The 23,379-nt window shown below is 55.5% G+C and carries 15 protein-coding genes and 2 tRNA genes; 10 read left to right on the top strand and 7 right to left on the bottom strand.

The features are described from left to right. Positions 1 to 10 precede the first annotated feature (10 nt). Positions 11 to 1,978 (bottom strand): transketolase, encoded by a 1,968-nt coding sequence (tkt, locus tag AZE99_RS06055; protein WP_067198890.1) that lies wholly within the window; start codon positions 1,976 to 1,978, stop codon positions 11 to 13. Between the two features lie 200 nt (positions 1,979 to 2,178). Here tkt and AZE99_RS06050 point away from each other — a divergent pair, with 200 nt between their 5' ends. The 4 genes from AZE99_RS06050 (at position 2,179) to AZE99_RS06035 (ending at position 3,754) form a co-directional block, all read left to right on the top strand. Then, entirely contained in the window at positions 2,179 to 2,367 is a 189-nt protein-coding gene (locus tag AZE99_RS06050) for a hypothetical protein (RefSeq protein ID WP_067198888.1), read from the top strand. 1 nt (position 2,368) lies between these two features. Further along, a complete protein-coding gene (locus AZE99_RS06045; protein WP_067198886.1) occupies positions 2,369 to 2,692 on the top strand; it encodes a cell division protein ZapA in 324 nt (107 codons plus the stop codon). Between the two features lie 229 nt (positions 2,693 to 2,921). Continuing rightward, positions 2,922 to 3,506, top strand: a complete 585-nt coding sequence (locus AZE99_RS06040) for a 5-formyltetrahydrofolate cyclo-ligase (RefSeq protein ID WP_197460264.1) — start codon at positions 2,922 to 2,924, stop codon at positions 3,504 to 3,506. Then, on the top strand, positions 3,503 to 3,754 hold the full coding sequence (locus tag AZE99_RS06035) for a DUF2842 domain-containing protein (protein ID WP_067198883.1): 252 nt from the start codon (positions 3,503 to 3,505) through the stop codon (positions 3,752 to 3,754). Before AZE99_RS06040 ends, AZE99_RS06035 begins: the two co-directional genes overlap by 4 nt. 27 nt (positions 3,755 to 3,781) lie before the next feature. Here the strand turns inward: AZE99_RS06035 and AZE99_RS06030 are convergent. Further along, positions 3,782 to 3,858 (bottom strand) — tRNA-Asp (locus tag AZE99_RS06030). A gap of 359 nt (positions 3,859 to 4,217) precedes the next feature. On the opposite strand from AZE99_RS06030, the gene AZE99_RS06025 reads away from it, so the two are divergent. The 4 genes from AZE99_RS06025 (at position 4,218) to AZE99_RS06010 (ending at position 12,121) form a co-directional block, all read left to right on the top strand. Beyond that, a complete protein-coding gene (locus AZE99_RS06025; RefSeq protein WP_082788265.1) occupies positions 4,218 to 5,258 on the top strand; it encodes a DUF11 domain-containing protein in 1,041 nt (346 codons plus the stop codon). Positions 5,259 to 5,279: 21 nt separating this feature from the next. Beyond that, entirely contained in the window at positions 5,280 to 5,744 is a 465-nt protein-coding gene (locus tag AZE99_RS06020) for a DUF11 domain-containing protein (protein ID WP_067198881.1), read from the top strand. A 62-nt stretch (positions 5,745 to 5,806) separates the two neighbouring features. Further along, the gene (locus tag AZE99_RS06015) at positions 5,807 to 6,916 is read left to right on the top strand and encodes a DUF11 domain-containing protein (RefSeq protein WP_067198879.1); all 1,110 of its coding nucleotides are present in this window, start codon (positions 5,807 to 5,809) and stop codon (positions 6,914 to 6,916) included. Between the two features lie 141 nt (positions 6,917 to 7,057). Beyond that, positions 7,058 to 12,121: a DUF11 domain-containing protein gene (locus tag AZE99_RS06010; RefSeq protein WP_082788264.1), complete on the top strand. Its 5,064-nt coding sequence runs from the start codon at positions 7,058 to 7,060 to the stop codon at positions 12,119 to 12,121. 290 nt (positions 12,122 to 12,411) lie between these two features. Here the strand turns inward: AZE99_RS06010 and AZE99_RS06000 are convergent, their stop codons facing one another. From AZE99_RS06000 to thyA, 5 genes are all read right to left on the bottom strand, one after another. Further along, a complete protein-coding gene (locus tag AZE99_RS06000) occupies positions 12,412 to 13,731 on the bottom strand; it encodes a dihydrolipoamide acetyltransferase family protein (protein ID WP_067198875.1) in 1,320 nt (439 codons plus the stop codon). Continuing rightward, positions 13,728 to 14,750, bottom strand: a complete 1,023-nt coding sequence (locus tag AZE99_RS05995) for an alpha-ketoacid dehydrogenase subunit beta (protein ID WP_067198874.1) — start codon at positions 14,748 to 14,750, stop codon at positions 13,728 to 13,730. The genes AZE99_RS06000 and AZE99_RS05995 overlap by 4 nt, the downstream gene beginning before the upstream one ends. Continuing rightward, complete coding sequence (locus tag AZE99_RS05990; protein WP_067198872.1) at positions 14,738 to 16,012, bottom strand: 3-methyl-2-oxobutanoate dehydrogenase (2-methylpropanoyl-transferring) subunit alpha; 1,275 nt, start codon at positions 16,010 to 16,012, stop codon at positions 14,738 to 14,740. Before AZE99_RS05990 ends, AZE99_RS05995 begins: the two co-directional genes overlap by 13 nt. Positions 16,013 to 16,182: 170 nt before the next feature. Continuing rightward, a complete protein-coding gene (locus tag AZE99_RS05985; RefSeq protein WP_067198870.1) occupies positions 16,183 to 19,131 on the bottom strand; it encodes an autotransporter family protein in 2,949 nt (982 codons plus the stop codon). 501 nt (positions 19,132 to 19,632) lie between these two features. Next, on the bottom strand, positions 19,633 to 20,565 hold the full coding sequence (gene thyA, locus AZE99_RS05980) for a thymidylate synthase (protein WP_443027809.1): 933 nt from the start codon (positions 20,563 to 20,565) through the stop codon (positions 19,633 to 19,635). Positions 20,566 to 20,767: 202 nt separating this feature from the next. On the opposite strand from thyA, the gene AZE99_RS05975 reads away from it, so the two are divergent. Together AZE99_RS05975 and AZE99_RS05970 are read left to right on the top strand one after the other, a co-directional pair. Further along, positions 20,768 to 20,844 (top strand) — tRNA-Pro (locus tag AZE99_RS05975). Positions 20,845 to 21,143: 299 nt separating this feature from the next. Next, complete coding sequence (locus AZE99_RS05970) at positions 21,144 to 23,303, top strand: GGDEF/EAL domain-containing response regulator (RefSeq protein ID WP_067198867.1); 2,160 nt, start codon at positions 21,144 to 21,146, stop codon at positions 23,301 to 23,303. Positions 23,304 to 23,379 lie beyond the last annotated feature (76 nt).

Below are 23,379 nucleotides of genomic sequence, written 5' to 3'. Positions count from 1 at the left end.
CTGGCCTTGTTCAGCCAATTTTCTCTAATATTTGCGGGGTGATCGCGTCCGCGGTCAGGCCGAAATGCGCGTAAAGGTCGTCAATCGGCGCCGATGCCCCGAAACTGTCGATGCCGAAACGCAGCCCGTCGATTCCGGTATAGCGCTCCCAGCCGAATGTGGTGCCCGCTTCGATCGAGACCCGCAATATGCCGTCGCCACCGAGCAGTTCATTTCGATATTCGGCGGATTGCGCGTCAAACAATTCCGTACAAGGCATGGATACCACATCCGCGCCGGTTCCGGCTGCTTCCAGCTTTGCAGCAACGGCCAGCGCCAACGACACTTCAGAACCTGTCGCAACCAGCACCACGCGCTTGGCATTTTCCGCCGCTTTTGCTCGATATCCGCCTTTTTCACAAAGATTTACGCTGACATCATCACGGAAAGGCGCAAGCCCCTGGCGAGTCAGGGCCAGGGTAGAAGGCCCATCGGACCGTTTGATAGCAAGCGCCCAGCACTCTGCCGTTTCGATGGCATCAGCGGGACGATAGACATGCATGTTAGGCATCAGCCGCAGGCTTTGAATATGCTCGATCGGCTGATGGGTCGGACCGTCCTCGCCGAGACCGATGCTGTCATGGGTCATGACGTAGACGACCCGGGCATTCTGGATCGCGGAAAGCCGCATGGCCCCGCGGCAATAATCGGTGAACACCAGGAAAGTACCACCATAAGGAATGACACCACCGTGCAACGCCATGCCGTTCATCGCCGCCGCCATCCCGAACTCGCGGATACCATAATAGATATAGCGACCAGAATAATCGTCTTTTGTCAGAGGCTTGGTAGAAGGAGTTTTGGTATTGTTTGAACCCGTGAGATCGGCACTGCCGCCGATCATCTCGGGCAAAGCCTCGGTAATCGCGCCCAATGCCATTTCAGAAGCCTTGCGAGTCGCCCATTTCGGCGGATCCTTGGCCAGACCTTCCATATAATTCTGCATCGCCGTGCCATCAGGAAGATCGCCTGCCATGCGCCGGTTAAACTCTGCGGCCTGAGAATGGCCATCCAGGCGCGCTTGCCAGTCAGACCGCGCGGCAGCGCCTTTTTCTCCCAATTGACGCCAGGACGCCAGAATATCATCGGGAATCACAAAAGGCTCATGATCCCAACCGAGAGCGTTACGGGTACCGGAAATCTCTTCATCGCCAAGCGGAGCGCCATGGGTCGCCGAAGTGCCCTGCTTGGTCGGGGCACCATAGCCAATGACCGTCTTGCAGGCGATCAGCGAGGGCCGGGGATCAGCCTCAGCCTCGCTTAGCGCCTTGCGGATATCGTCAAAATCATGACCGTCGCAGGAAACCACGTGCCAACCAGAGGCCCGATAGCGCGCCGGAATGTCTTCGCTGGTTGATAATTCCGTTCCACCATCGATGGTTATACCATTATCATCCCAAAGAACATTAAGTCGTCCAAGTCCCAGATGCCCACCGAGACCGACCGCTTCGTGATTGATTCCTTCCATCAGGCAACCGTCACCGGCAATCACCCAGGTCTTGTGATCGACCAGATCGTCGCCGAAGGTCGCATTGAGATGCCGTTCGGCGATCGCCATGCCGACAGCGGTGGCAAAGCCCTGCCCCAGCGGCCCGGTCGTCGTCTCGACGCCTTCCAGCTTGAAATTTTCCGGATGCCCGGCGCAAGGCGAACTAAGCTGACGGAAGTCCTTGATGTCCTGTAGCGTCGGCCGCGCATAGCCAGTAAGATGGAGCAAGGAATAGATCAGCATCGAGCCGTGACCAGCAGACAGGACAAACCGGTCGCGATCCGCCCATTTCGGCGCTTTCGGATCATATTTCAGAAAATCGCTAAACAGGACAGTGGCTACGTCCGCCATTCCCATCGGCATACCCGGATGGCCACTATTGGCCGCTTGAACCGCATCCATGGCGAGCGCTCTGATGGCGTTGGCCATGCTTTTTTCGGTAACGGTCATGTCTAGTCTGATCCCCTGGATTGACGCGTGAAAAAACGCAACGAAATGCTGCGATTCGCTATTTTGCCTCTTCCTTTGATGATCCAGCAGGGCGGCGTCAAGGATCGCTTTTCAGGATCTGGTGTTTACGGCGCTGGAATAGATTGATAGCAACGAAAGACAGGAACTCACCTGTTGGAAACAAGCTTTGGAAAATGCTCATGGACAATGAACGTGTCATCCTTGCCATCGGTCGCCTCGAACGCGCACTCAGTCGCATAGAATCGTCGAACAGCACGATGAAGGCCGATGCTGACCAGATGCTGGAAGCGCGTCACGAGGCGCTGAAATCTGAAATGAAGCAGGCGATCCGGACGATTGACGGGCTGATCGAACGACAGGAGCATTGATATGGCGCAGATGAAACTGGAAATTGGTGGCCGCTCCTTCATGGTAACCTGTCAGGATGGTGAAGAAGCACATCTGACAAAGCTGGCCGCGATGGTAGATGGTAAAGCTCGGGAATCCGGTGATCCGGCTGGGCTGAACGAAAGCCGGATGCTGCTATTCACGTCCCTGCTGCTGGCGGATGAATTGCACAGCGCACAATCCGCACTGGCCCAGCCTGCCGCAGCTAGTGAACCGGCAAAACCCGACCCGCTGGACGAGCAGGCAATAGCAACATTGGAAAAACTGGCCGATCGTGCCGAACAACTGGCAAACGGCCTTGAGTAACGCCCCTATCGCGCCTAGATAGGGTGTGACGGGTACTGTCTGGCACGAGCTTGATACGAACATCCCTGAGGCGATATAACTTCCTAGGGAGCTGTCCCTGCCCGGATTGCGGACTGTTTTGCAGTCGGGTCCGACGCATATGGCGCCCACCTGACGTAATAGGCGTCAGAGGATTTTCCGGCCAACGACCAAGACGGTCCCGTCACTTTTCCACCGAAAGAACATTATTTTGAGTAGTTTATACGATAATAAGCAGAAACTACGCGAAGAATATCGAAGGCGACGGGATGCTTTCTACAGCCAATTGGATATGGCAACCCGCGGCTTGGCTTTCCGGCGCCCGCCCACACCATTGGCACAGCTGATTGAAAAGAGTGAAATCATCGCGCTGTACAGCGCCACCGGATCAGAAGCCCCGACCGCCAGCCTGACAGAATATCTCACCGAAATCGGAAAAACCACGGCATTCCCTGTCGTGGTCGGAAATTCCCCGCTGGAATTTCGCAAAGTCGACAATCTCGACCTTCTAGAAGCCGGATTCCGGAATATATCCGAACCCAATGCGAATTGCCCCACTGTTACGCCGGACTTGATTATTGCGCCGATGGTCGCCTTTGATCGGTCGATGGGCCGTCTCGGACAAGGCGGCGGTCATTACGACCGGACTTTTGCCAAATATCCGCAGGCAAAGCGTATAGGCTTTGCCTGGTCGGTGCAGGAAGCCGACGCCGTACCGGTGCAAGCGCACGATGCGCCTCTCGATATGATTGTTACCGAATCTGAAATAATTCAACGAATTGATATAAAATCATGACTGCAGAATCAGACCAGCAGACGCCTCACAACCCGCCAGATCCGCCCAATTGGCGCCAACCCTTTGGTATGATTCTGATTCTGATTCTGATTCTGGTCTGGAGCGGAATAGTTGTCAGCATGATCAACTGGATCAGCGAACTGAGCTTCTGGCTTCAGCTGCCGATTTACATATTTGCCGGGATTGTCTGGATATTTCCAGTCAAGCCGCTGCTGATATGGATGAATACCGGAAAATTCCGATCCTGATACGCCATTCCCCCCTTTTTGGGGAAATGGCGCGAGTGACGAGACTTGAACTCGCGACCTCCGGCGTGACAGGCCGGCGCTCTAACCAACTGAGCTACACCCGCTTATGCGCCTGCATTGGGCGGTGAAGCAGCGCAAGTAGAAGAGCACTGCTTCCCTGTCAACTACCCTCTTTCGATTATTCTACATATTTCACATCCGCGCTCAACAGACCGCCATTTAGCGCTCTTGTTCTGACATGGTGCCAGTCGCAGATTCAAAAATTCGCAAAACCATGATTAGACGGTCGGGATTTTCGATGATTAAGCCCTGCCATGGTAAACAGGAGCTTAACCAGAGCGAAACCACTGCTTAATATCCTCGAACAATTGGATGATTTCCTAACTTTTTCACCCCTCAAAACGCATAACATCATTTATTTTCCGTTTACCAAATATTTTGCTTTCTTCGGCATATGACCGCCATGGATTATGCACCAACACAGCATTTGGGACGCCGAACGGACCTATTTGCGGCGCTTGCCGTCGGTCGCCGATGGGCGTTTGCGTTTGGCACCGCTTTCCTGGCTCTGGCATCAACGGCGGCTCAGTCCGCTGGAACGATCGCCGGAACCGACATCATCAATTCCGCCCAAGCCACTTATGACGCGCCCGGAGGCGGGACGCCGGTCACGATCGATTCCAATATGGTAACCATCAAGGTTGACGAGTTGCTCGACGTCACCGTCGTGTCGAGTGATCCGGGCGATGTGACCGTCGCCCCCGGGTGGACTGGACAGGTGCTGACCTATCAGCTCACCAATAGCGGAAACGGCTCGGAAGCCTTTACGCTGTCGGCCGACACCACAAAGCCCGGCGACGAATTTGACACGAGTTTTGAAATTGCCATTCTCGATAGCAACGGCAATGGCGTCTATGATCCCGGCGTCGATACGATTTACACGCCCGGCACCAATGATCCTATACTGGCGCCAGATGAAAGCATCACCGTTTTCATCCTCTCCACCATTCCCGCATCCGCCAATGACACGGAGCGGGCCGAGATTGAACTTTCTGCCATAGCCAAAACCGGTACCGGAACGCCCGGCAGCATATTCGCCGGACAGGGTGATGGCGGCGGCGATGCCGTCATCGGCTCGAGCGGCGCTCGTGACGCCGGCAGCGGCTTTTTCGCGGTTCAGGCTTCCGATGTTACCTTGGTCAAGAGCGCGACCATCGTCGACCCCTATGGCGGGACAGAGCCCGTGCCAGGCGCGGTCATTGTCTATCAGCTGGTCGCGACCACCATCGGCTCCAGTGATCTGACCAATCTGGCGATCAGCGACGCTATTCCTGCTGACACCACTTATAAATCGGAAAGCATCACGCTCGAAGGCGCGCCGCTGAGCGATGCCCTGAGCGACGGCGATGCCGGCGCCTTTGACAGCGGTGCGGTCACCGTGGCCCTCGGCACCGTTCCGGGCGGACAAACACGCACAATCACCTTCCAAGTCACCATCGACTGAACTTAATCGGGGTTTACCAGCATGATAAAAGGATTTCTTCTCGCAATAGCACTGATCCTGCCCGGCACGGCCATGGCGGCCAATAGTGTCAGCCTGTCGAGCGATGTCTACGTGGAACGCAAGGTGGCAAAGCCGAACGGCACCACCGCTTTGGTTCTCGAACAGCCGAAAACCGTCACACCCGGCGACAATCTCGTGTTCGTCGTCAAATATCGGAATGTCGGCAATGCACCGGCTTCGGATTTTTCCGTCACCAACCCGCTGCCCAAGGCAGTGGCGTTCAAGGGAACGTCTGACGGCACCGAAATTGTCTCCGTTGACGGAGGCAAGAAATGGGGGCCGCTTTCCGACCTTACCTACAGCAGCGGCAATGGCGATGTCCGGCCCGCTCTGATGACCGACGTAACCCATGTGAAATGGAAGTTTAATCGTTCTATTTCCGCAGGTTCAGGAGGGAAATTGGTTTTTCGCGGCACTGTGAAGTGACCGCAACCGTACCGGGTTGCCGCGGGGTTGGGCGATCCAAATAAGTGAAACAGGAGACAGTTATGACCAGTATACTGAAACTTCTCGTTGCCACTAGTACCATTTCTGTAGCGGCGCTGGGTGCAAACCCCGCGTTCGCTGCAGATCTGGGCACTGATGCAGGAACGAGCATAAAAAATGACGTAAGCGTAGCCTATAGTGTCGGCGGCACTAGCCAGACCGCCAAAACCGACAGCGATACTTTCGTGGTCGATCGCAAGGTCAACCTGATCGTAGCCAAAAGCGACTCGGTAAACAGCTCGGTTGCTCCCAATGCGCTACAGCAAGCCGTCACCTATACGGTCAGCAACCAGACCAACGACACGATCGACGTTTTGCTGACATCCGAACAGCTCGGATCGGATGATTTCGATCTTGTCGGTGTGATCACCTATTATCTCGACAATGGTACGACTGCGGGCGTCCTGGACGCTGGTGACACGCTGATCACCTATATCGACAACCTGGCGGAAGACAGCAGCGTTACGGTTCACGCAGTGGCGAACATCCCGGGCGGCGCGGTGACCGGCGATCTGGCCGATCTCGTGCTGATTGGCCAGGCAGCTGCCCACGGCGGTGCGGGCCTCCCTTCTACCGGGGCCGGTATCAAGGGCGCCGCCTATCTGAACAGCGCGGGCGATGCAGATGATGCAGCGACGGTTCAGAACGTATTTGACGATGCCGGAGGTTCGGGAACCGGCGATGGTGCGGGTGACGGTTATCACAGCGCTACAGACACTTATGAAGTGGCTGCTGCGGATATCACGGTGACAAAAACCAGTAATGTTCTGTGGGATCCGATCAATGGCAATACCAATCCCAAAGCGATACCCGGCGCTATCGTCGAATATTGCATTGCGGTTGCCAACGCCGCCGGTGGGGCTGCCGCGACAGGTGTGGCCATTTCGGATACGATTCCGGCCAACCTGGTCTATTACAGCACATTGGCTGCGGGACCGGCCACGGTTCCGTCCGTCATCGGCGTGGTAACCGAAGGCACGGTATCGGGGTCCGTCTGCAATGCAGATGGCACTGGCACCGGCACACTTGCGGCCGGCGTTGTGTCAGGCAATCTTGGCACAGTTGCTTCGGGTACCACCGAAACCCTCATCTTCCGCGCAACGGTAGAATAAAGCATATCGCAATTTGACGGCAAACCGGCATTTTTACCGGTTTGCCGCTGAATCGCGGCTCTAGCTGTGGGTATATTCCCCACCTTTTTTAGGCCAGTCGGTCTGGCATTTGCTGCATGCGCGTTGACCGCGTCTGCCTCTATGGCAGTCGCGCAACCCGATTTTGCCGAGGAGCAGCCTCAGGCAACGAATTTTGCCGGCAATCAGACGCAGAACCTGCCGCTCATCAGCAATATCGCCCGAGCAGAATGGGATATCGGCAGCCGGCGGCAGCAGAAACCATCCAACCGAATCGACATCCAGGTCGTTCCGCCGCCGATGCAGCCGTTCGAAGTCATGCTTTTTCACTTCGCTGACCCTCCCGGTTCCGAAAAGATACCGCTGGCGGGCACGATGTGCCGGGGCTTGCAGGGCAATATCCCGATCGGTCTCACCGGCGCATTCGCAGGAACACCGACAAATCCGGCCTCGGTCATGCCAACCGACAATATCAGGGCGGGCGAACCACTGATAATCTCGATTCTCTCCGCAAGCAGCAATGTGGATCCGCTGGCAATCGACAGCTTTGATATATTGCTCACCACGCCCACGGGCGACCGGGAGCAGATAAATATCATCGAGACTGCGGCCGATAGCGGCCGGTTTGTCGCGCTGATCAATACGGCTGCGGTTCCGCCTGCCCCGATGCAGGGCGATTGCGTCCTGTCGGTCAAGCGCGGTGAAACTTTTGATATCACTGTCCATGAAATCAGCGGCAATGCAATCGGTAGCGCAAAAGTCGGCATCCTGGTCGATCCTTTCGGAGAGATTTTCGACAGTGGCGACGGCACACCGATCAGCGGAGCGCGCGTCACCCTCATCGACACGGCTACCGGCCAGCCAGCCGATGTCTTTGGCGACGACGGCGTCTCGATATTTCCCAGCACCGTGATTGCAGGGGGAACCGTCACCGATAGCGGCGGAACCCTCTACAATTTCCGCGACGGCTTCTATCGCTTTCCCTTCGCCCGGGCCGGCGAATATCGCCTGCTGGTCGAACCACCGCAGCCTTATAGCTTCGCGTCGGTGGCCACACCCCGGCAACTGGCTGGTTTGCGGCGGTCGGATGGACTTCCCTTCACTATTGTCGACGGATCCTTTGGCGGTAACATCATATTGAATGGTCCGGCCCCGGTTCGGGTGGACGTACCACTTGACCGGCCCGGAGCGCCGCTGACGATCACAAAAACGGCATCCACTGCCCAGGCGGCACCCGGAGACGCTGTGCAATATCGGATAGCGGTGGGAAATACGGATTCCACGCGCAATAGCGGCCAGATTCTACTTTCCGACCAGCTGCCTGCTGCGATGCGCCTGAAAGCCGGCACGGTCCGCTACAATGGCAGGTTGATTATCGCCAATGTCGAAGCCAATGGACGGGATTTTACCGTTGAGGCCCCGCCCCTGCCCCCGTCGGCTAGCGGATTGTTTACCTATATTGCGGAAGTGCGTCAGGATGCCCAGCCCGGCGACGCCCTGAACCTTGCCTCGGCGCGTGATGATCGCGGCGCCACCAGTCCGACTGTCGATGCAATCGTCAGCATTGTCCGTGACGGAATTTCTGAACGATTCACCCTTGTCGGCCGGATCACCGAAGGCGGATGCGGAACCGATCCCCGGGAAGCCTCGGGAATCGCAGGTGTTCGCGTGATGCTGCAAGACGGAACCTACACGATCACCGACCGCGACGGTCGCTATCATTTCGAAGGCCTCAAACCCGGCCTGCACGTGGTGCAAGTCGACCCCTCGACCTTCCCCGCCGATCTGGCACCGGTCGACTGTGCGCAAAACACACGGACCGCAGGCAGCCATATTTCCCGCTTCGTCGAGGGCCGTGGCGGCGCACTGAAACGCGCCGATTTCCGGGCCAGAAAAGTCGCTGCAAGAGAAATGGACAAGCCCGCCAGCTATCAAAAGCCCGAGCCTCTGTCCGATCCCGAAGCGGCCGGAGCCGGTCGCGACTATATCTCCGGACAGGAACCCGGCATCGCGTGGCTTTTTCCCGAAGAGGATCATAATCCGCGGGTCAAGGCGCTGCGCGTCGCCATCAAACATCATGCCGGGCAGAAAATCGAACTGTCGATCAATGGCGTAGCGGTTAATCCGCTTGCCTATGACGGGATGAAGAAGAGCGCCGACGGCAAGGTCCGGGTCAGTACCTGGCGCGGGATCGAAATTGGCGACCGGGCCAATGTCTTCGTGGCCCGGGTGATCGATCGGAACGGTGAACTCGTGCAGCAACTGGAACGCACGGTTCATTATGCCGGTAGTCCGCTCAATGCTGAATTGCTCAAGGATCACTCGGTCCTGATCGCTGATGGCGTAACCCGCCCAGTGATTGCGGTGCGACTGACCGACCGCAACGGCAGGCCCGCTCGCCATGGCTCGGTTGGCGACTTCTCGGTGCCTGTGCCTTATGCACCGGCCATTGAAATCGATGCCCAGCAAGCCAACCAGCTCGCCGGTCTCGAACGGGGAGCGCCCGTCTGGCAGGTCGAAGGCGAGGATGGCATCGCTTATATCGAATTGGCGCCGACGACCGCGTCCGGATCGCTCAGCATCTCTTTTCCTTTCCGCGACGGCGAAGTCGAACGCGTCCAGCGGGTTGAAACATGGCTCGATCCCGGCGACCGACCATGGACCGTTGTTGGCTTTGCTGCCGGCACGCTCGGTTTCAATACGCTCGACGAGCGGCTTGAGGATCTTGCAGGCGATGAGGACAATATCAACGTTGATGGCCGGATCGCGCTTTATGCCAAGGGTCGGTTGACCGGAAAATGGCTGATGACCCTCGCCTATGACAGCGACAAGCGGGATGATGAAACACGGTTCCAGGGCGTCATTGATCCGCGCCGCTATTACACGGTTTATGCCGACCGTAGCGAGCAACGTTATGACGCCGCATCGGTCCGCCGCCTCTATCTGAAGCTGGAACGGCCCCAATTTTATGCGCTGTTCGGCGATTATGAAACCGGGATCAGCGAACCTGAACTGGCCCGTTACCAGCGCGCGTTCAATGGCATCAAGGCCGAATATCGCAGCGACCAGGTACATCTCAACGGCTTTGCCGCAGATTCGCCCAACCGGTTCCGCCGCGAGGAAATCCAGGGCAACGGTCTTTCCGGCCCCTATGCCCTGACCAGCCGCGATATCCTCGCCAATAGCGAACGAATCACACTGGAAACGCGCGATCGATTCCGTTCGGACAAGATCGCCGAACGGCGCGAATTGACCCGGCATATCGATTATGACATCGACTATCTCGCTGGGACATTGCGCTTCCGCGAACCGATCCTGAGCCGCAGCAGCGCGCTTGATCCGCAATTCATCATCGCCGAATATGAAGTGCTCGGCATTGGCGACCGCAATCTCAACACCGGTGGCCGTGCGACCTATCAAAGCGCCGACCAAAAAATGAAAATCGGCGCAACGGCCGTGCATGATGAGAATGAGAGCGTCAAAACCGATCTGCTCGGTGTCGACATTCGCTACCGGCCGGACCTCAACACCGAATTCCGGGCGGAGCTTGCCGTGACCGACAATGAGGCAAAAGACTCCACGGCGACAAACACGGGAATAGCCGCAACCGCATGGCTGGTCGAAGCCGAACATCACGGCTCGAAATTCGACATTCTCGCTTATGTCAGACGCCAGGCATCCGGCTATGGCCTGGGCCAGCTCAATGCAGCAGAGTCCGGCACCCGCAAATTCGGCATCGATGCCCGGGTTCGCATCCGTGAAAATCTGTCTCTGGCGGTCACCGGCTATCAGGAAAACTTTCTGATGTCGGACGCTCGCCGCCGCGCCGGTACCGCGGAACTGGAATATCGCACCGACAACACGTCTTTCCGTGCTGGCCTTGTCTATGCCAATGACCAGCTCTCCGACGGTACGGTCAACGAATCCAGGCTGGTCCGGCTCGGTGCCACGCAGCGGCTGTTCGACGGCAAGCTGGAACTGGATGCCCAGACCGAATTTGCGCTCGGCGGTCAGGACGAAAGCATCGACTTCCCCGCGCGGCACAGCTTCTCTGCGCGCTACGCCCTGACCGAGAATATCAAGATCATCGGCACCTACGAAATTGCCGATGGCGAGAATATCGACGCCCGCACCGCCCGGATCGGCGTCGACGTCTCACCCTGGAACGGCGCGCGCATCGTCAGCAGCATGAACCAGCAGGAAATTACCGAATATGGTCCGCGCAGCTATGCCGCCTACGGCTTGACACAGAGCATACCGATTGACGACAAATGGACCGTCGATTTCTCGCTGGATGGCAATGAAACCATCAGCGGATTTGATCGCGGCGATGTCATCAATGATGAACAGCCGGTCATCTCGGGCGGCTTTCTCGGCAATGACGCGATACTGACCGAGGATTTTCTCGCGGTCACCGCCGGTGCCACCTATCGCAACGCCGACTGGAGCTGGACCAGCCGCGCAGAATATCGCGATGGTGACATCAGCACCCGCTATGGTTTCACCACCGCGCTGCTCAAACAGATAGGCGAAGGCAGCGCACTCGGTGCACTGGCAAGTATATTTGTAGCGGAAGACGAAACCGGGGTAAGCACAAGAGTGATCGAAGCGGAAGCCAGCTGGGCACATCGTCCCGCAGACAGCGAATGGTCCTGGCTTGAAAAACTCGAATTCCGGGAAGATCGCGTGCGCCATGCCGTCGCTGGTACATCCGGACCGATTGGCGGTGCGCCGCTGCTCGTCGATGGCAATGTCACTTCGCGCCGGATCATCAACAGCTTGAGCGTGAACTATACGCCGATCAATGCAAATCAGGGCCGCTTCAAGGAAGCAGGGGAATATAGTCTCTTCTGGGGAAGCCGCTATGTGTTCGACCGCTTCGGGCAGGATGATGTTGAAGGCTGGAGCAACGTCATCGGTGCAGACGTAAAGTTCGACCTTTCCGACACCATCGATGTCGGCGGCCAGGCCACGGCCCGCGTCGGCAATGATTTTGACAGCATCGCCTATTCCGGCGGCCCGAGCGTCGGCATCACGCCGTTCAAGAACGCCTATATTTCGGTCGGCTATAATGTGGTCGGCTTTGCAGACCGCGACTTTGAAGAAAGCCGCTACACCCGCGACGGCCCGTTCATCACCTTCCGCCTGAAATTCGACCAGGAAAGCCTGGGCAGCCTCGGGCTTTGAAGGTGGAGGCGCAGGCCGACCCCTTCTCCCGTGAGGGAGAAGGATACAGAGCCTTATGAGCGAAGCGAATTAGGCGGCGTTGGATGAGGGCGTTCTGTCCTCTGAAGCGCAGAACACCCTCATCCAGCTGCGACTAAGCAGCCAAGCTGCCAAGTCTTTGCATCCTTCTCCCTCACGGGAGAAGGACTGCACTTGCCCCATTCCGTTCGCACTGAGCTTGTCGAAGTGCACATATCGACCCAAGTTGTCCTTCGACAAGCTCAGGACGAACGGCAGCTCGCCCACCCTCATCAGTCAGCGAACAGCAGCACCGGCGTTTCCAGAAAATGCTTCAGCGCCTGCACATAGCTGGCCGCATCATAGCCATCGACAACCCGGTGATCGCACGAGATCGACAGGTTCATAAGCTTGCGCGCGTGAATTTCGCCGTCGATGATCATTGGCCGTTCGACAATCTTGTTCGGGCCGATGATCGCCACTTCGGGGCGGTTGATCACCGGCGTTGTCGCGATCCCGCCGAGCGGGCCGAGCGATGTCAGGGTCAAAGTCGATCCCGACAATTCCTTGGCGGTGGCGCTGCCATCGCGCGCGGCCGCTGCCAGACGGCTAATTTCCGATGCCAGCTGCCAGACATTCATATCCTGTGCGTCGCGAAGCACTGGAACCATCAGTCCCTGCGAAGTCTGGGTGGCCATGCCGAGATGCACAGCGCCGTGCCGTGTGACAAAGCCCGCTTCATCATCATAGGTCGCATTGAGCATCGGGAAATCGCGCAAGGCCTTGCAAATGGCGGCGATCATCAGCGGCAAGATCGTAAGCTTGGCCCGCTCGCCGCGATTGGCATTCAGATCGCCACGCATATCCTCGATCTCGGTCATGTCGATTTCGTCGACATAGGAGAAATGTGGTATATTTCGTTTCGAATCTGCCATATTTTGCGCAATTTTGCGCCGCATTCCGATAACTTTGATCTTTTCGTCGTCACGTTTCTGCACAGCACCGGACGGACGGTAGCCCTGCCCCGAACCATAGTTCAGATAAGCGTCGAGATCGCTGTGCCGGATATGCTCGCCCTGGGCCTTGACCTGACTCAGATCGACGCCGAGATCGGCAGCACGCTTGCGAACGGCCGGCGTGGCGAGCACTTTCTGCCCGGCAGGTTCCGTCGCCGGACCATCGGAAGCGACCGGAGCGGCAGCGGGTTCTACGGCATCGGCCTGCGCTGTTGGATTTGCGGAAGGCTTGTATTTTTCTTCTTTATTTTCAGTTACTTGACCATCATCTTTCGCGACAGGCTTCGGTGTTTCAGAGACATCGGCAACGGTACTGGATGCTTCCAATTCTTCCAATTTGTCGGCATCAACCTCGCCCTCGACTTCGATCTCGACCAGCATCGAACCGATTGCGATAATGTCGCCTTCCTCCCCGGCGATCGCGACAATCTTGCCCGAAACCGGCGCTTCCATCTCCACAGTCGCCTTGTCGGTCATGACATCGGCAATCTGGTCATCTTCGGCGACAATATCCCCGATCTTGATATGCCATTTGACGATTTCCGCTTCGGCAATACCCTCGCCAATGTCAGGCAGGTTGAATGTATATTTGCTCATGATTTCAAATCCCCGACAATCTTTTCCAGCGCTTCACCAATCCGTACCGGTCCCGGAAAATAGGCCCATTCCAGGCTGTGCGGATAGGGTGTGTCAAATCCGGTAACCCGCTCAATCGGTGCTTCCAGATGGTAGAAACAGCGTTCCTGCACCAGCGCCGACAGTTCCGCGCCAAAGCCGCTCGTCCGCGTCGCCTCATGCACGATCAGGCAGCGCCCAGTCTTTTTCACCGACTCTTCAATGGTCTCGATATCGAGCGGCACCAAAGTCCGCAGATCGATGACTTCGGCGTTTATCCCATGTTCCTCGACCACCGCCTTGGCGACATGAACCATCGTGCCATAAGCCAGAACCGTCACCGCATCGCCTTCGCGGACGATCTTGGCCTTGCCCAGCGGCACCGTATAATGGCCCTCGGGCACTTCGGATTCGGCAAATTTCGACCAGGGCGAGACCGGATTGTCATAATAGCCGGTAAACGGCCCATTGTAGATCCGCTTGGGCTCAAGGAAGAGCACCGGATCATTATCCTCGATCGACGCAATCAGCAGCCCCTTGGCATCATAAGGCGTCGAAGGGATGACTGTTTTCAGCCCCGAAACATGGGTGAACATGGCTTCCGGCGACTGGCTGTGCGTCTGCCCCCCGAAAATCCCGCCGCCAAATGGCGAACGGACCGTTAGCGGCGCAGTAAATTCACCCGCCGACCGATAGCGCAGCCGCGCTGCTTCCGAGATCAGCTGATCCATTCCGGGATAGATATAATCGGCAAACTGGATTTCCGGCACCGGCCGCAGGCCATAAGCGCACATGCCGACCGCAGCGCCGATGATGCCGCATTCGGAAATCGGCGTATCGAAGCATCGCGTCTTGCCGAACTTCTCCTGCAGGCCTGCAGTCGCGCGGAAAACACCGCCGAAATAGCCGACGTCTTCGCCCATGATCACGACATTGTCGTCGCGTTCTATCATGGTTTCGAGGCCGTTGTTGATAGCCTCTATCATGTTCATGACGGCCATTTGATTTCCCGTTCCTTATTGGCCTGTGCGGCTTGTTCCTTGAGATGCCAGGGCATTTCTTCAAACACATCCTGAAACATGGTTTCAAACGGCTGGTGCAGACCGTGGCCCAATATGCCGTTTTTGGCGGCCTCCTTGACCGCATCCTTGACCGCCTCGAGCGATTCCTGATCGAGCGATTCCTGCTGCTCCTCGCTCCAGACCCCGCGCTGGATCAAATGCCGCTTGAGCCGCATGATCGGGTCGCCAAGCGGCCATTCTTCGCGCTCCTGTGCGCTGCGATAGGCCGTGGGATCATCCGAAGTACTGTGCGCTTCCGCACGATAAGTGAAATGTTCGATCAATGTCGGGCCCTGATTGGTCCGCGCCCGTTCTGCAGCCCAGCTTGTAGCCGCATAGACAGCCAGCGGATCATTGCCGTCGACCCGCAAGGCGGCAATACCATAGCCGGCACCCCGCGCGGCAAAGGTGGTCCGCTCTGCCCCGGCAAAACCGGAAAAGGACGAAATCGCCCACTGATTGTTAACCACATTCATGATCACCGGCGCATTATAGACCGCGGCAAAGGTCATCGCCGCGTGAAAATCGCCCTCGGCGGTCGATCCCTCGCCGCACCATGCGGCGGCGATCCGGCTGTCACCCTTGCTGGCGCTGGCCATCGCCCAGCCCACGGCCTGCGGATATTGGGTTGTCAGATTGCCCGATACGGTGAAGAAATTCAGCTCGCTCGAACTATACATGATCGGCAGCTGGCGCCCCTTGAGCTTGTCCGCCTTGTTCGAAAATATCTGGTTGACCATCTCGATCATCGGATAGCCGCGAACGAACAATATGCCCTGCTGGCGATAGCTCGGGAAGCACATGTCATCGCCGTGCAATGCCATGGCGGCGGCAACCGATGTCGCCTCCTCGCCGGTACATTTCATGTAGAAGCTGGTCTTGCCCTGACGCTGCTGGCGATGGAGCCGGTCGTCAAAGGTCCGCACCTGCACCATTGTGCGGAGCATCTTGAGCAATATTTCGTCGTCCAGCTTGGGATCCCACGGACCGACAGCCTTGTGATCGTCATCCAGAACGCGGACCATGTCATAGACCATGTCCTGCATGTCTTTGGGCGCGCTATTGATGTCCGGCCTCGCCTGCGCGCCGGCTTTGGGAATATCCAGATCGCTATAGTCAACTGCGTCACCCGGACGGAATTTCGGTTCTGGTATGTGCAAAGTCAGCGGCGGCAAATTGCTTTTGTGATTGTCGTCAACCATCCTGAATCTCCACTTTCTCCGCTTCGCTGCAGCGCAATATTTATTTCAACTGGTTGTTATATTATTTCATCTTCGCATAAAGGTCAACATTTCTGCCCTATGGTTCTACATAAAAAAGGGGGAGCAATCAAATGCCCCCCCCTTCTAATCATTGTACGAAATGTCAGTTTTTAAAAACGCAGAGACATGTTCATCATCGCACGATCATCACGATAGATTTGCTGACCCAACCGGCTTTCCACAGCGGCGCCAAAGCTTAGAGCGCCGTTGGTAAAGCTGAATCCGCCTTTCATCTCTCCATAGGAAGCGTCCTGCAATCCAATGGGCAGAAGAAGCGAAACATTTTCGGCATCGAGGAAGCGAACACGGAAGTTCGTGTCATTTCCGGAGATCCGGTTCACGTAATCCAGCTTCATGGTTGGCTGGAATGACCATCCCGATGCGTAGCTCAATTTGGTGCTACCCGAAATTTTCATTCCGACTTTTGCTTCCAAACCAGAGCGGCTGATATCATCCACGGCCAGCGCCAGACTTCCGGCACTGTCGCGGAAACCGTCGACAGTGTAGGAGGAATAACCAATGCTGGCACGCGGCGTCAGCATCAAGCCATCGACATTGATATTGTAGCCAGCTTCAATTTCACTCGCAAAAGCCAGAGAATTGATGTTCAGGTTGCTGGCTGACAGTCCAGCCGTCACCCGGCTATTGGAGTCGATCTGCGAATAAGCCATGGAAGCCTGCCCGCCGATGTAGAAGTTTCCACCAAGCCGATAATTGCCGTAGACAGAGGCTTGATTTGTTTCGACATTGGCGACACTGCCGCCAAGCTCCTGCACGCCATTTGCATATCCAAAAGCCGTACCGAACGTGGTGCGGTCGTCTAGACCAAATTCCAAGCCCATGGCGATATGCCAGCTTGCCTGCTCTGTCCCGATATTATTATCCGAAAATGCCAAGGATGACCGGTCATATCCGGCAGACATAAACCCGCTCATATTTTCCGGCAACGTCACAGCATTCCAGTTGGAAGACTGATAGTTTTTGGCAAAGCTGGTCTGAGAGGCCATGCTTCCGGTGATCTGCCGACGGTCGTCTAGAACCTCCGGTGCTCCTATGATCTGGATTTTGCCAGCAACCCCATAACCCGTACCGAGCAGTGACAAGCGATCGGAAACCAATGTCCGCATTGCGGAACCTTGCTTTTCATCCAAGGTCGTTGTCCGGCCAGCTCGCGATGCAGACAGGCTTTGGAAGGTTGCGTTCAGTTCACCCGCTTCCATAACATCGATCACACCATAGACATTGGCGAGATCAGTATAGGAGCGACCGCGGTGGTTATCCAGTGCATGACCGAAGGCCCGTGAAAATGGGTTGCGGATACCGTGACTCCCAAAGAAATCGGAGAAACGGATAGCCCGCATCCGCGCAGTAACATCATTCGCTCCATAGGTCAGTTCGGGATAGAGAACACCGATCCTTCCCACCACATCATCAAAGGTATTTTCGACGCCACCTTCGGCTGTGATAATCTGAAACGTCTGGCCATAGCGAGCACTGCGACGGCCAAATGCATTGATGACGGCAGCGGTACCGCCCAAGGAAATGATACCGAGATTGTCAGCGTCGCCAACAACCGCCAACTTGTCATTCCCGTAGCGGTTAACGTCGAACAGTGACAATGTACCGGACGCCAGGATGACATCACCAGCGATCGTTAACGTTCCGGTATCCCCGAACTGATCACCGGGCGCTATGGAACCGTTGACCGACGTCAGATAAGTCGGATCGAAGAAGCCACTGCCGGTCAAAAGTCCTTTACCAAGCAACGCTTCACCGGTTGTCAGAGTGCCGCTCAGGTCAAGCCACCCGCCAGTTTGGGTATAATCACCCCAGACCTTGAGATTTCCGTCCCCGCGGATATCAAGCCGCGCTGCGCCCTGAAGATTAAGTCGATCAATGGTCACGTCATCGCGCAATTTGGTGGTGCCGTGCGCTGCCAGCGTAACTTCAAAATAGCGCGCTCGAATATCAGCTGATGGATCAGCCACGATATTATTCGGGACGAAGTTCCGGCTTCCAGGGCCGCCTTCGATAAAGACACTATTGGGAGCCCCTTCCTCAAGGGCAACGCTCAGCGTCGACAAATCGGCACAATCATCCAGGAAACAGATATTGCCGAATTTTGGCGTATCACCGGAAACGCCCGGTGCCTCGAACCCCGGGAGCGCGTTGACGAGTTCGCCGTCGACACTGATGCCGTAATTCGGGTCCATATCCTGCACCCAATGGCGCGGGTTCATCCAATCACGCGTTCCTCGACGGCTGGATGCATAGACATAGCTGTTATTCGCCACAATCTCGTCCCAGAAAAGATAAAGCGGCTGATAGAAGCTTTGTGTTCCATAGGAAGAAAAGGGCTGGAATGTCAGCGGGTCGGACGGATCATTCCCGAAAAAGCGCGAGCCACCGGACAATACAGCCGTAATAACCGGTGTATCGAAAAGTTCATCCGCGACTAGTGCGCTACCGGAATCGCCCCCTGCTGTCGTTCCTTCCCGCGGTAATGCAGCACCATCATACAGGTCAAAATCAAATGCGCCATTGTTGGAATCGAAGGCATCCTGACCAGCCGGACTGTCAAAATCCGTATTGTACAGGGTTTGCGGCAAGCCATAATCATCCGGGCCGAAGAGGAAATTATTTCTGTCATTCAGCGAGCTAGCGGACGAAATCATATTCTCTGCGATGCGGCGCCGGAAATCAATGCCAAGGTTGGAACCATCAGGTCCCAGCCCCCGTGCTCCGTAACCGTTTATGATACCATGTGTCTCAGCTGTTAACGGCGAGAACAACATAGTCCAGGTCGGAACTCCGCCAGCGTGCGTATCGAGCGTTGCCAGCGCAACATCAGCTTCGAGGAAACCGGTGGGAAGCGAGCGTTGGTCGTACCAGACTTGCTCTACATTATAGATATTGAAATCTACGTCGGTCTGGTTTGCAATGCCACCGTCCAGCCCAACCCAGCGGCGAACAGCCGGAAGATTATTTGCACTAAACCCGAAGGCAATGGCCGTGCCTCCCGTCGCAAAACCGTAAGTGTTGGCAGCTTGGTCATTCACGCAATGAGCTGCAAATATCACGGTGCGTGGGTTGATTAAAGTCCCGGTGCAAAGCCCTAGAGAAGTAGTATTCTGATCAGGCCGCACGGTCATTTGCCCGACGCCGGTGACATCAACGATATTGTCAAGAATTCCAACAGGGGGTGGGTCGTTCAAAGTCAGATCGTCACGAATAACTATATGAGGCGCATCTTCTACCATAGTAGGCCCGGTCTGGGCGTGAGCCGCTGTCGACAATCCCGTGATACAGGTTATTGAAGACACCGTGACTAATAGCGAACGATTGATGGAACGAAATGACATTCTATGCTCTCCCCTCAGAGTTGGTTGGAATACTCCTTAAATACTGCTTAACTACTAGTTGAACAAAACACGCGACTCAGTTGAAACATATTAGTATCATATTTTACCAGAAATGCACATTCTCGCCCCGAAATAAATTTTGGGCACCCTTCTGCTCCAATGGGAGCTTGCAATATTACAGCATTTTCGGATTTCCGCCTAAACGGCGACTGGTGCAGAAATATGAGATTGGGGGGAATAATCTTCCACCTCAAAGTCGGTTATCCGATAGTCAAAAATCGAGTCTGGCCGACGCAATATTTTGAACGTTGGTGCGCCATTTGGCTGGCGCGACAATTGTTCTTCCACCAGATTGGCATGATTGAGGTAAAGGTGCACGTCGCCGCCATTCCAAACCAGTTCACCGGGTTCAAGATTACATTGCTGTGCGATCATCCGGATCAGCAGCGCGGCTGAGAAAACGTTAAACGCAAAGCCGAGCCCAAGATCACAGCTGCGTTGATAGAGCAACCCCGACAATTTTCCGTTGGAAACATAAAATTGATAGGTCTTGTGGCAAGGAGGCAAAGCCATCTGATCCAGCTCGGCAACATTCCAGCCGGTAAAGATATGGCGCCGCGAACCCGGATTATTCCTGATCCCGTCTATCAATAATTCAATCTGGTTAATGCCCTTTTCCTCGCGGCGATACAGCCCCTCACCTGCGGGTGTGTAACGCGGCCAGTCAACCCATTGCTTGCCGTAAACCGGACCTAGGTCACCCCATCGCATCGCAAACGCATCATCCTCTATAATCCGCTGCTCAAATGCGTCCCGGCCAATCTCATCGCCGGTTTCCTTGCGATATTTGTCGAGCGGCCAGTCGGTCCAGATATGCACTTTTTGCTTTACCAGCTCGCGAATATTGGTGTCGCCGGTAAGAAACCACAGCATTTCCCGTGCCGCTGTTTTCCAGAACACACGCTTGGTTGTAAGCAGCGGGATGGCATCATCGGCGAGATCAAAGCGCATCGTCACACCAAAAACGGCACGCGTTCCCACCCCGGTGCGATCGACACGCTCGTCACCTTGCGTCCAGATTTGCCGCATCAGGTCAAGATATTGCTGCTCATAATGCTGTCCGGGAATCAAGCGATCACTCTCCAAATCAAACCTTGGCAATGCTAGACCTCTCAACAGATATGCTCAACCGGCCTGTTTCAATTCGTTCCACATTTATGTCAGTTTTGTACAAGCTTTCCCGGCATAGCTCGCAACCGGTGCCTTGAACCACAATTTCATCCGGCATATAAAATGTCCACACGGCACATGGCGCGTAGCAATGCAAACGGATCGGGAAGTAGCTCAGTCAGGTAGAGTACTGCGTTCGGGACGCAGGGGCCGGAGGTTCGAATCCTCTCTTCCCGACCACTGACTTTTCGAACATGATTGCGGTATTCCGCAGAGGGAATGCGGCGGTAAAATGTTCTCTGTTTTTTTACGCTGCGGCAATATAGGCGCTGACTTTGTTAACTCTCCGCGATGACCATAATGTCGGCAAGATCAATCAGCGAAAAATTGGCTGCTACGGGTGGAAAAAATTCCCTGTGGACCGCCAAAACCAAACCCCGGCCCAGCGACAAAACTGTCAATCTAGCGAAAAACCGGGAAAATTGCCCGTAAAGGGGCGTTAACCTTATATTGAACATAGGCCTGTAATTCATCCAATCATGAGCACGCGCGTATTAATTGTCGATGATCGACCAACCAATCTGAGGATTTATGCCCAGTTTGTGACGTTGATGGGTGAAAAATATTCCGCAGTCACATATGCTGATCCCGTCGAGGCGTTGGATTGGCTGCGTGACAACAAGGCGGACTTGATGGTTGTCGACTATCGCATGCCGCAGATGAATGGCGCGGAATTCATCCGAAAAGTCAGGATGATGCCCGGCGCCAACGAGATTCCTGCTATTGTCATTACGGCGCATCAAGACCGCGAGTGTCGGCTTGCCGCACTTGATGCGGGCGCTACCGATTTCCTGCAAAGCCCGGTTTCGCATGTCGAATTCTGCAGTCGTGCATTGTCGCTGCTTACCAAAAGCAAGAAAAGCGTCACCCTGCGCAGGCGTGCTTCGGAGATTGGGCGCAAGCACGCAGCGTTTAGTGAAACAGCCTCGAGCGAGGGCTCTTCCGGCAAAAGCATGCTTGAGCAAATAATCGACACAATTCCGATCATGATCAATGCCACCGATCGGTCAGGTAAATGCCTGTTTACGAACGCTTATCAATCCGCCCTGTTCGACAAAGATCCGGATGAAATGGTGGGCACCGATTTTGCCAATAATTTCGAGCCGACTCTCGCGGCCAATACCCGCCGACGGGATGCTCTCGTTCTGAAATCCAGCCTTGCCATTCCCCATTATGAAGAGAAAATCACCAGCGACGGTGTCGATCTGATTTTTCACTGCAACAAATCGCCACTGCTCAATCATAAAGGTGAGACAATTGGCGTCCTGACAACCGCGGTCGATATCACTGCCCGGAAATTTGCCGAAGAACATAGAACACATCTGGCACTGCATGACATGCTGACGGGACTTCCCAACCGTGTGCTGCTTGCCGAGAATGTCAAATCAACCATTGCAAATTGCAAGAAAACGAACAGCGAAGCTGCGCTTTTGCTGCTTGACCTCGATCGCTTCAAAATCATCAATGATACCCGCGGCCATCATAGTGGTGACGCGCTTTTGCGCGAAGTTGCAGAACGTATTTCCAAGGTCATCGCGCCAGAGGATTTCGCTGCGCGCATCGGCGGCGACGAATTTGCGGTCATTCTGAGCAAATTCGAAAATATAGATTCCATCAATTCGCGCTGTTCCAAGATCCTGAAAGCGATCAGTGAACCCTATGCAATCAGCGGCGTCGGTCAGGTAATCAGTGCATCTATCGGTGTTAGCTTGATCCCCAGCGACGGTGATGAATATGAGGAAGTTCTGCGCATGGCAGATCTTGCCATGTATGATGCAAAGGCCAATGGTCGAAATTGTTATCGGTTTTTCTCGGAAGACATGAACGAGATCGCCCAAGCCGATGCAGCGCTGGAAAATGAATTGCGTGACGCATTCAACGAAAACCAATTTGCTCTCGAATATCAGCCCATTGTAGACGCCAAAACTCTCGAATATGTCGGCTTGGAAGCCCTGATCAGATGGGATCATCCGCGCCGGGGACGCTTGTTGCCGATCCAGTTCATCAGGGTAGCCGATGAAAGCGGGCTTATGGACGTTCTCGGCAACTGGGTCATTGGAGAAGTATGCCGCGAAATAAAATCCTACGCGGACCGGGGCATTGATCTGCCACGCGTTGCCATCAACGTTTCGCCCAGACAGTTTCAAAGCCAAAATCTTTGCGATGAACTGCTCAGAAATATCGAAGCCAATGGAATCGAACCGTCGAAAATCACTATCGAGATCACCGAAGAATTGCTGATCGACAATAATGAACAAGTCAGAGCAACGCTCCAGCGCATTCGCAGCCACGGCGTCGGCATTTCCATTGATGATTTCGGGACTGGCTATTCTTCGCTGCAATATCTGAGAGACTTGCCGGCAAACTGCCTCAAAATTGATCGCACCTTCATTTCGCGCATTGAACATAGCGCAGCGGACCGCGCGATCATCGGAACCATTGCCCATCTGGCGCATGCGCTGGACATGCGTGTGGTCGCCGAAGGCGTTGAAAATGATGCACAGCTGGATCTGCTGCGTGTATCAGGATGCGACGAAATCCAGGGGTTCAAGATCGCTCGTCCGCAACGGGCAGAGGATCTATACAAATTATTTGACGGACGGAAAGATGATCCGCCTAGTCGCGCGGCCGAAGGCTGAAGAAATTGGTAGCCAGAGCATCAAAAGTCGCACCTGATAAGGTGCACCACCATCATCGGCATCGGCATCGGCACGG

This window comes from Sphingorhabdus sp. M41 (assembly GCF_001586275.1).
Classification (GTDB): domain Bacteria; phylum Pseudomonadota; class Alphaproteobacteria; order Sphingomonadales; family Sphingomonadaceae; genus Parasphingorhabdus.
The sequence above is the reverse complement of the archived record's forward strand: the minus strand, read 5'-3'. Positions and strand labels throughout refer to the sequence as shown.

What these genes read in the sequence shown, in the direction of transcription:
- tkt (WP_067198890.1), bottom strand. Translation starts at nt 1,978, where the DNA reads ATGACCGTTACCGAAAAAAGCATGGCCAACGCCATCAGAGCGCTCGCC.
- AZE99_RS06050 (WP_067198888.1), top strand. Translation starts at nt 2,179, where the DNA reads ATGGACAATGAACGTGTCATCCTTGCCATCGGTCGCCTCGAACGCGCA.
- AZE99_RS06045 (WP_067198886.1), top strand. Translation starts at nt 2,369, where the DNA reads ATGGCGCAGATGAAACTGGAAATTGGTGGCCGCTCCTTCATGGTAACC.
- AZE99_RS06035 (WP_067198883.1), top strand. Translation starts at nt 3,503, where the DNA reads ATGACTGCAGAATCAGACCAGCAGACGCCTCACAACCCGCCAGATCCG.
- AZE99_RS06025 (WP_082788265.1), top strand. Translation starts at nt 4,218, where the DNA reads ATGGATTATGCACCAACACAGCATTTGGGACGCCGAACGGACCTATTT.
- AZE99_RS06020 (WP_067198881.1), top strand. Translation starts at nt 5,280, where the DNA reads ATGATAAAAGGATTTCTTCTCGCAATAGCACTGATCCTGCCCGGCACG.
- AZE99_RS06015 (WP_067198879.1), top strand. Translation starts at nt 5,807, where the DNA reads ATGACCAGTATACTGAAACTTCTCGTTGCCACTAGTACCATTTCTGTA.
- AZE99_RS06010 (WP_082788264.1), top strand. Translation starts at nt 7,058, where the DNA reads ATGGCAGTCGCGCAACCCGATTTTGCCGAGGAGCAGCCTCAGGCAACG.
- AZE99_RS06000 (WP_067198875.1), bottom strand. Translation starts at nt 13,731, where the DNA reads ATGAGCAAATATACATTCAACCTGCCTGACATTGGCGAGGGTATTGCC.
- AZE99_RS05995 (WP_067198874.1), bottom strand. Translation starts at nt 14,750, where the DNA reads ATGGCCGTCATGAACATGATAGAGGCTATCAACAACGGCCTCGAAACC.
- AZE99_RS05990 (WP_067198872.1), bottom strand. Translation starts at nt 16,012, where the DNA reads ATGGTTGACGACAATCACAAAAGCAATTTGCCGCCGCTGACTTTGCAC.
- AZE99_RS05970 (WP_067198867.1), top strand. Translation starts at nt 21,144, where the DNA reads ATGAGCACGCGCGTATTAATTGTCGATGATCGACCAACCAATCTGAGG.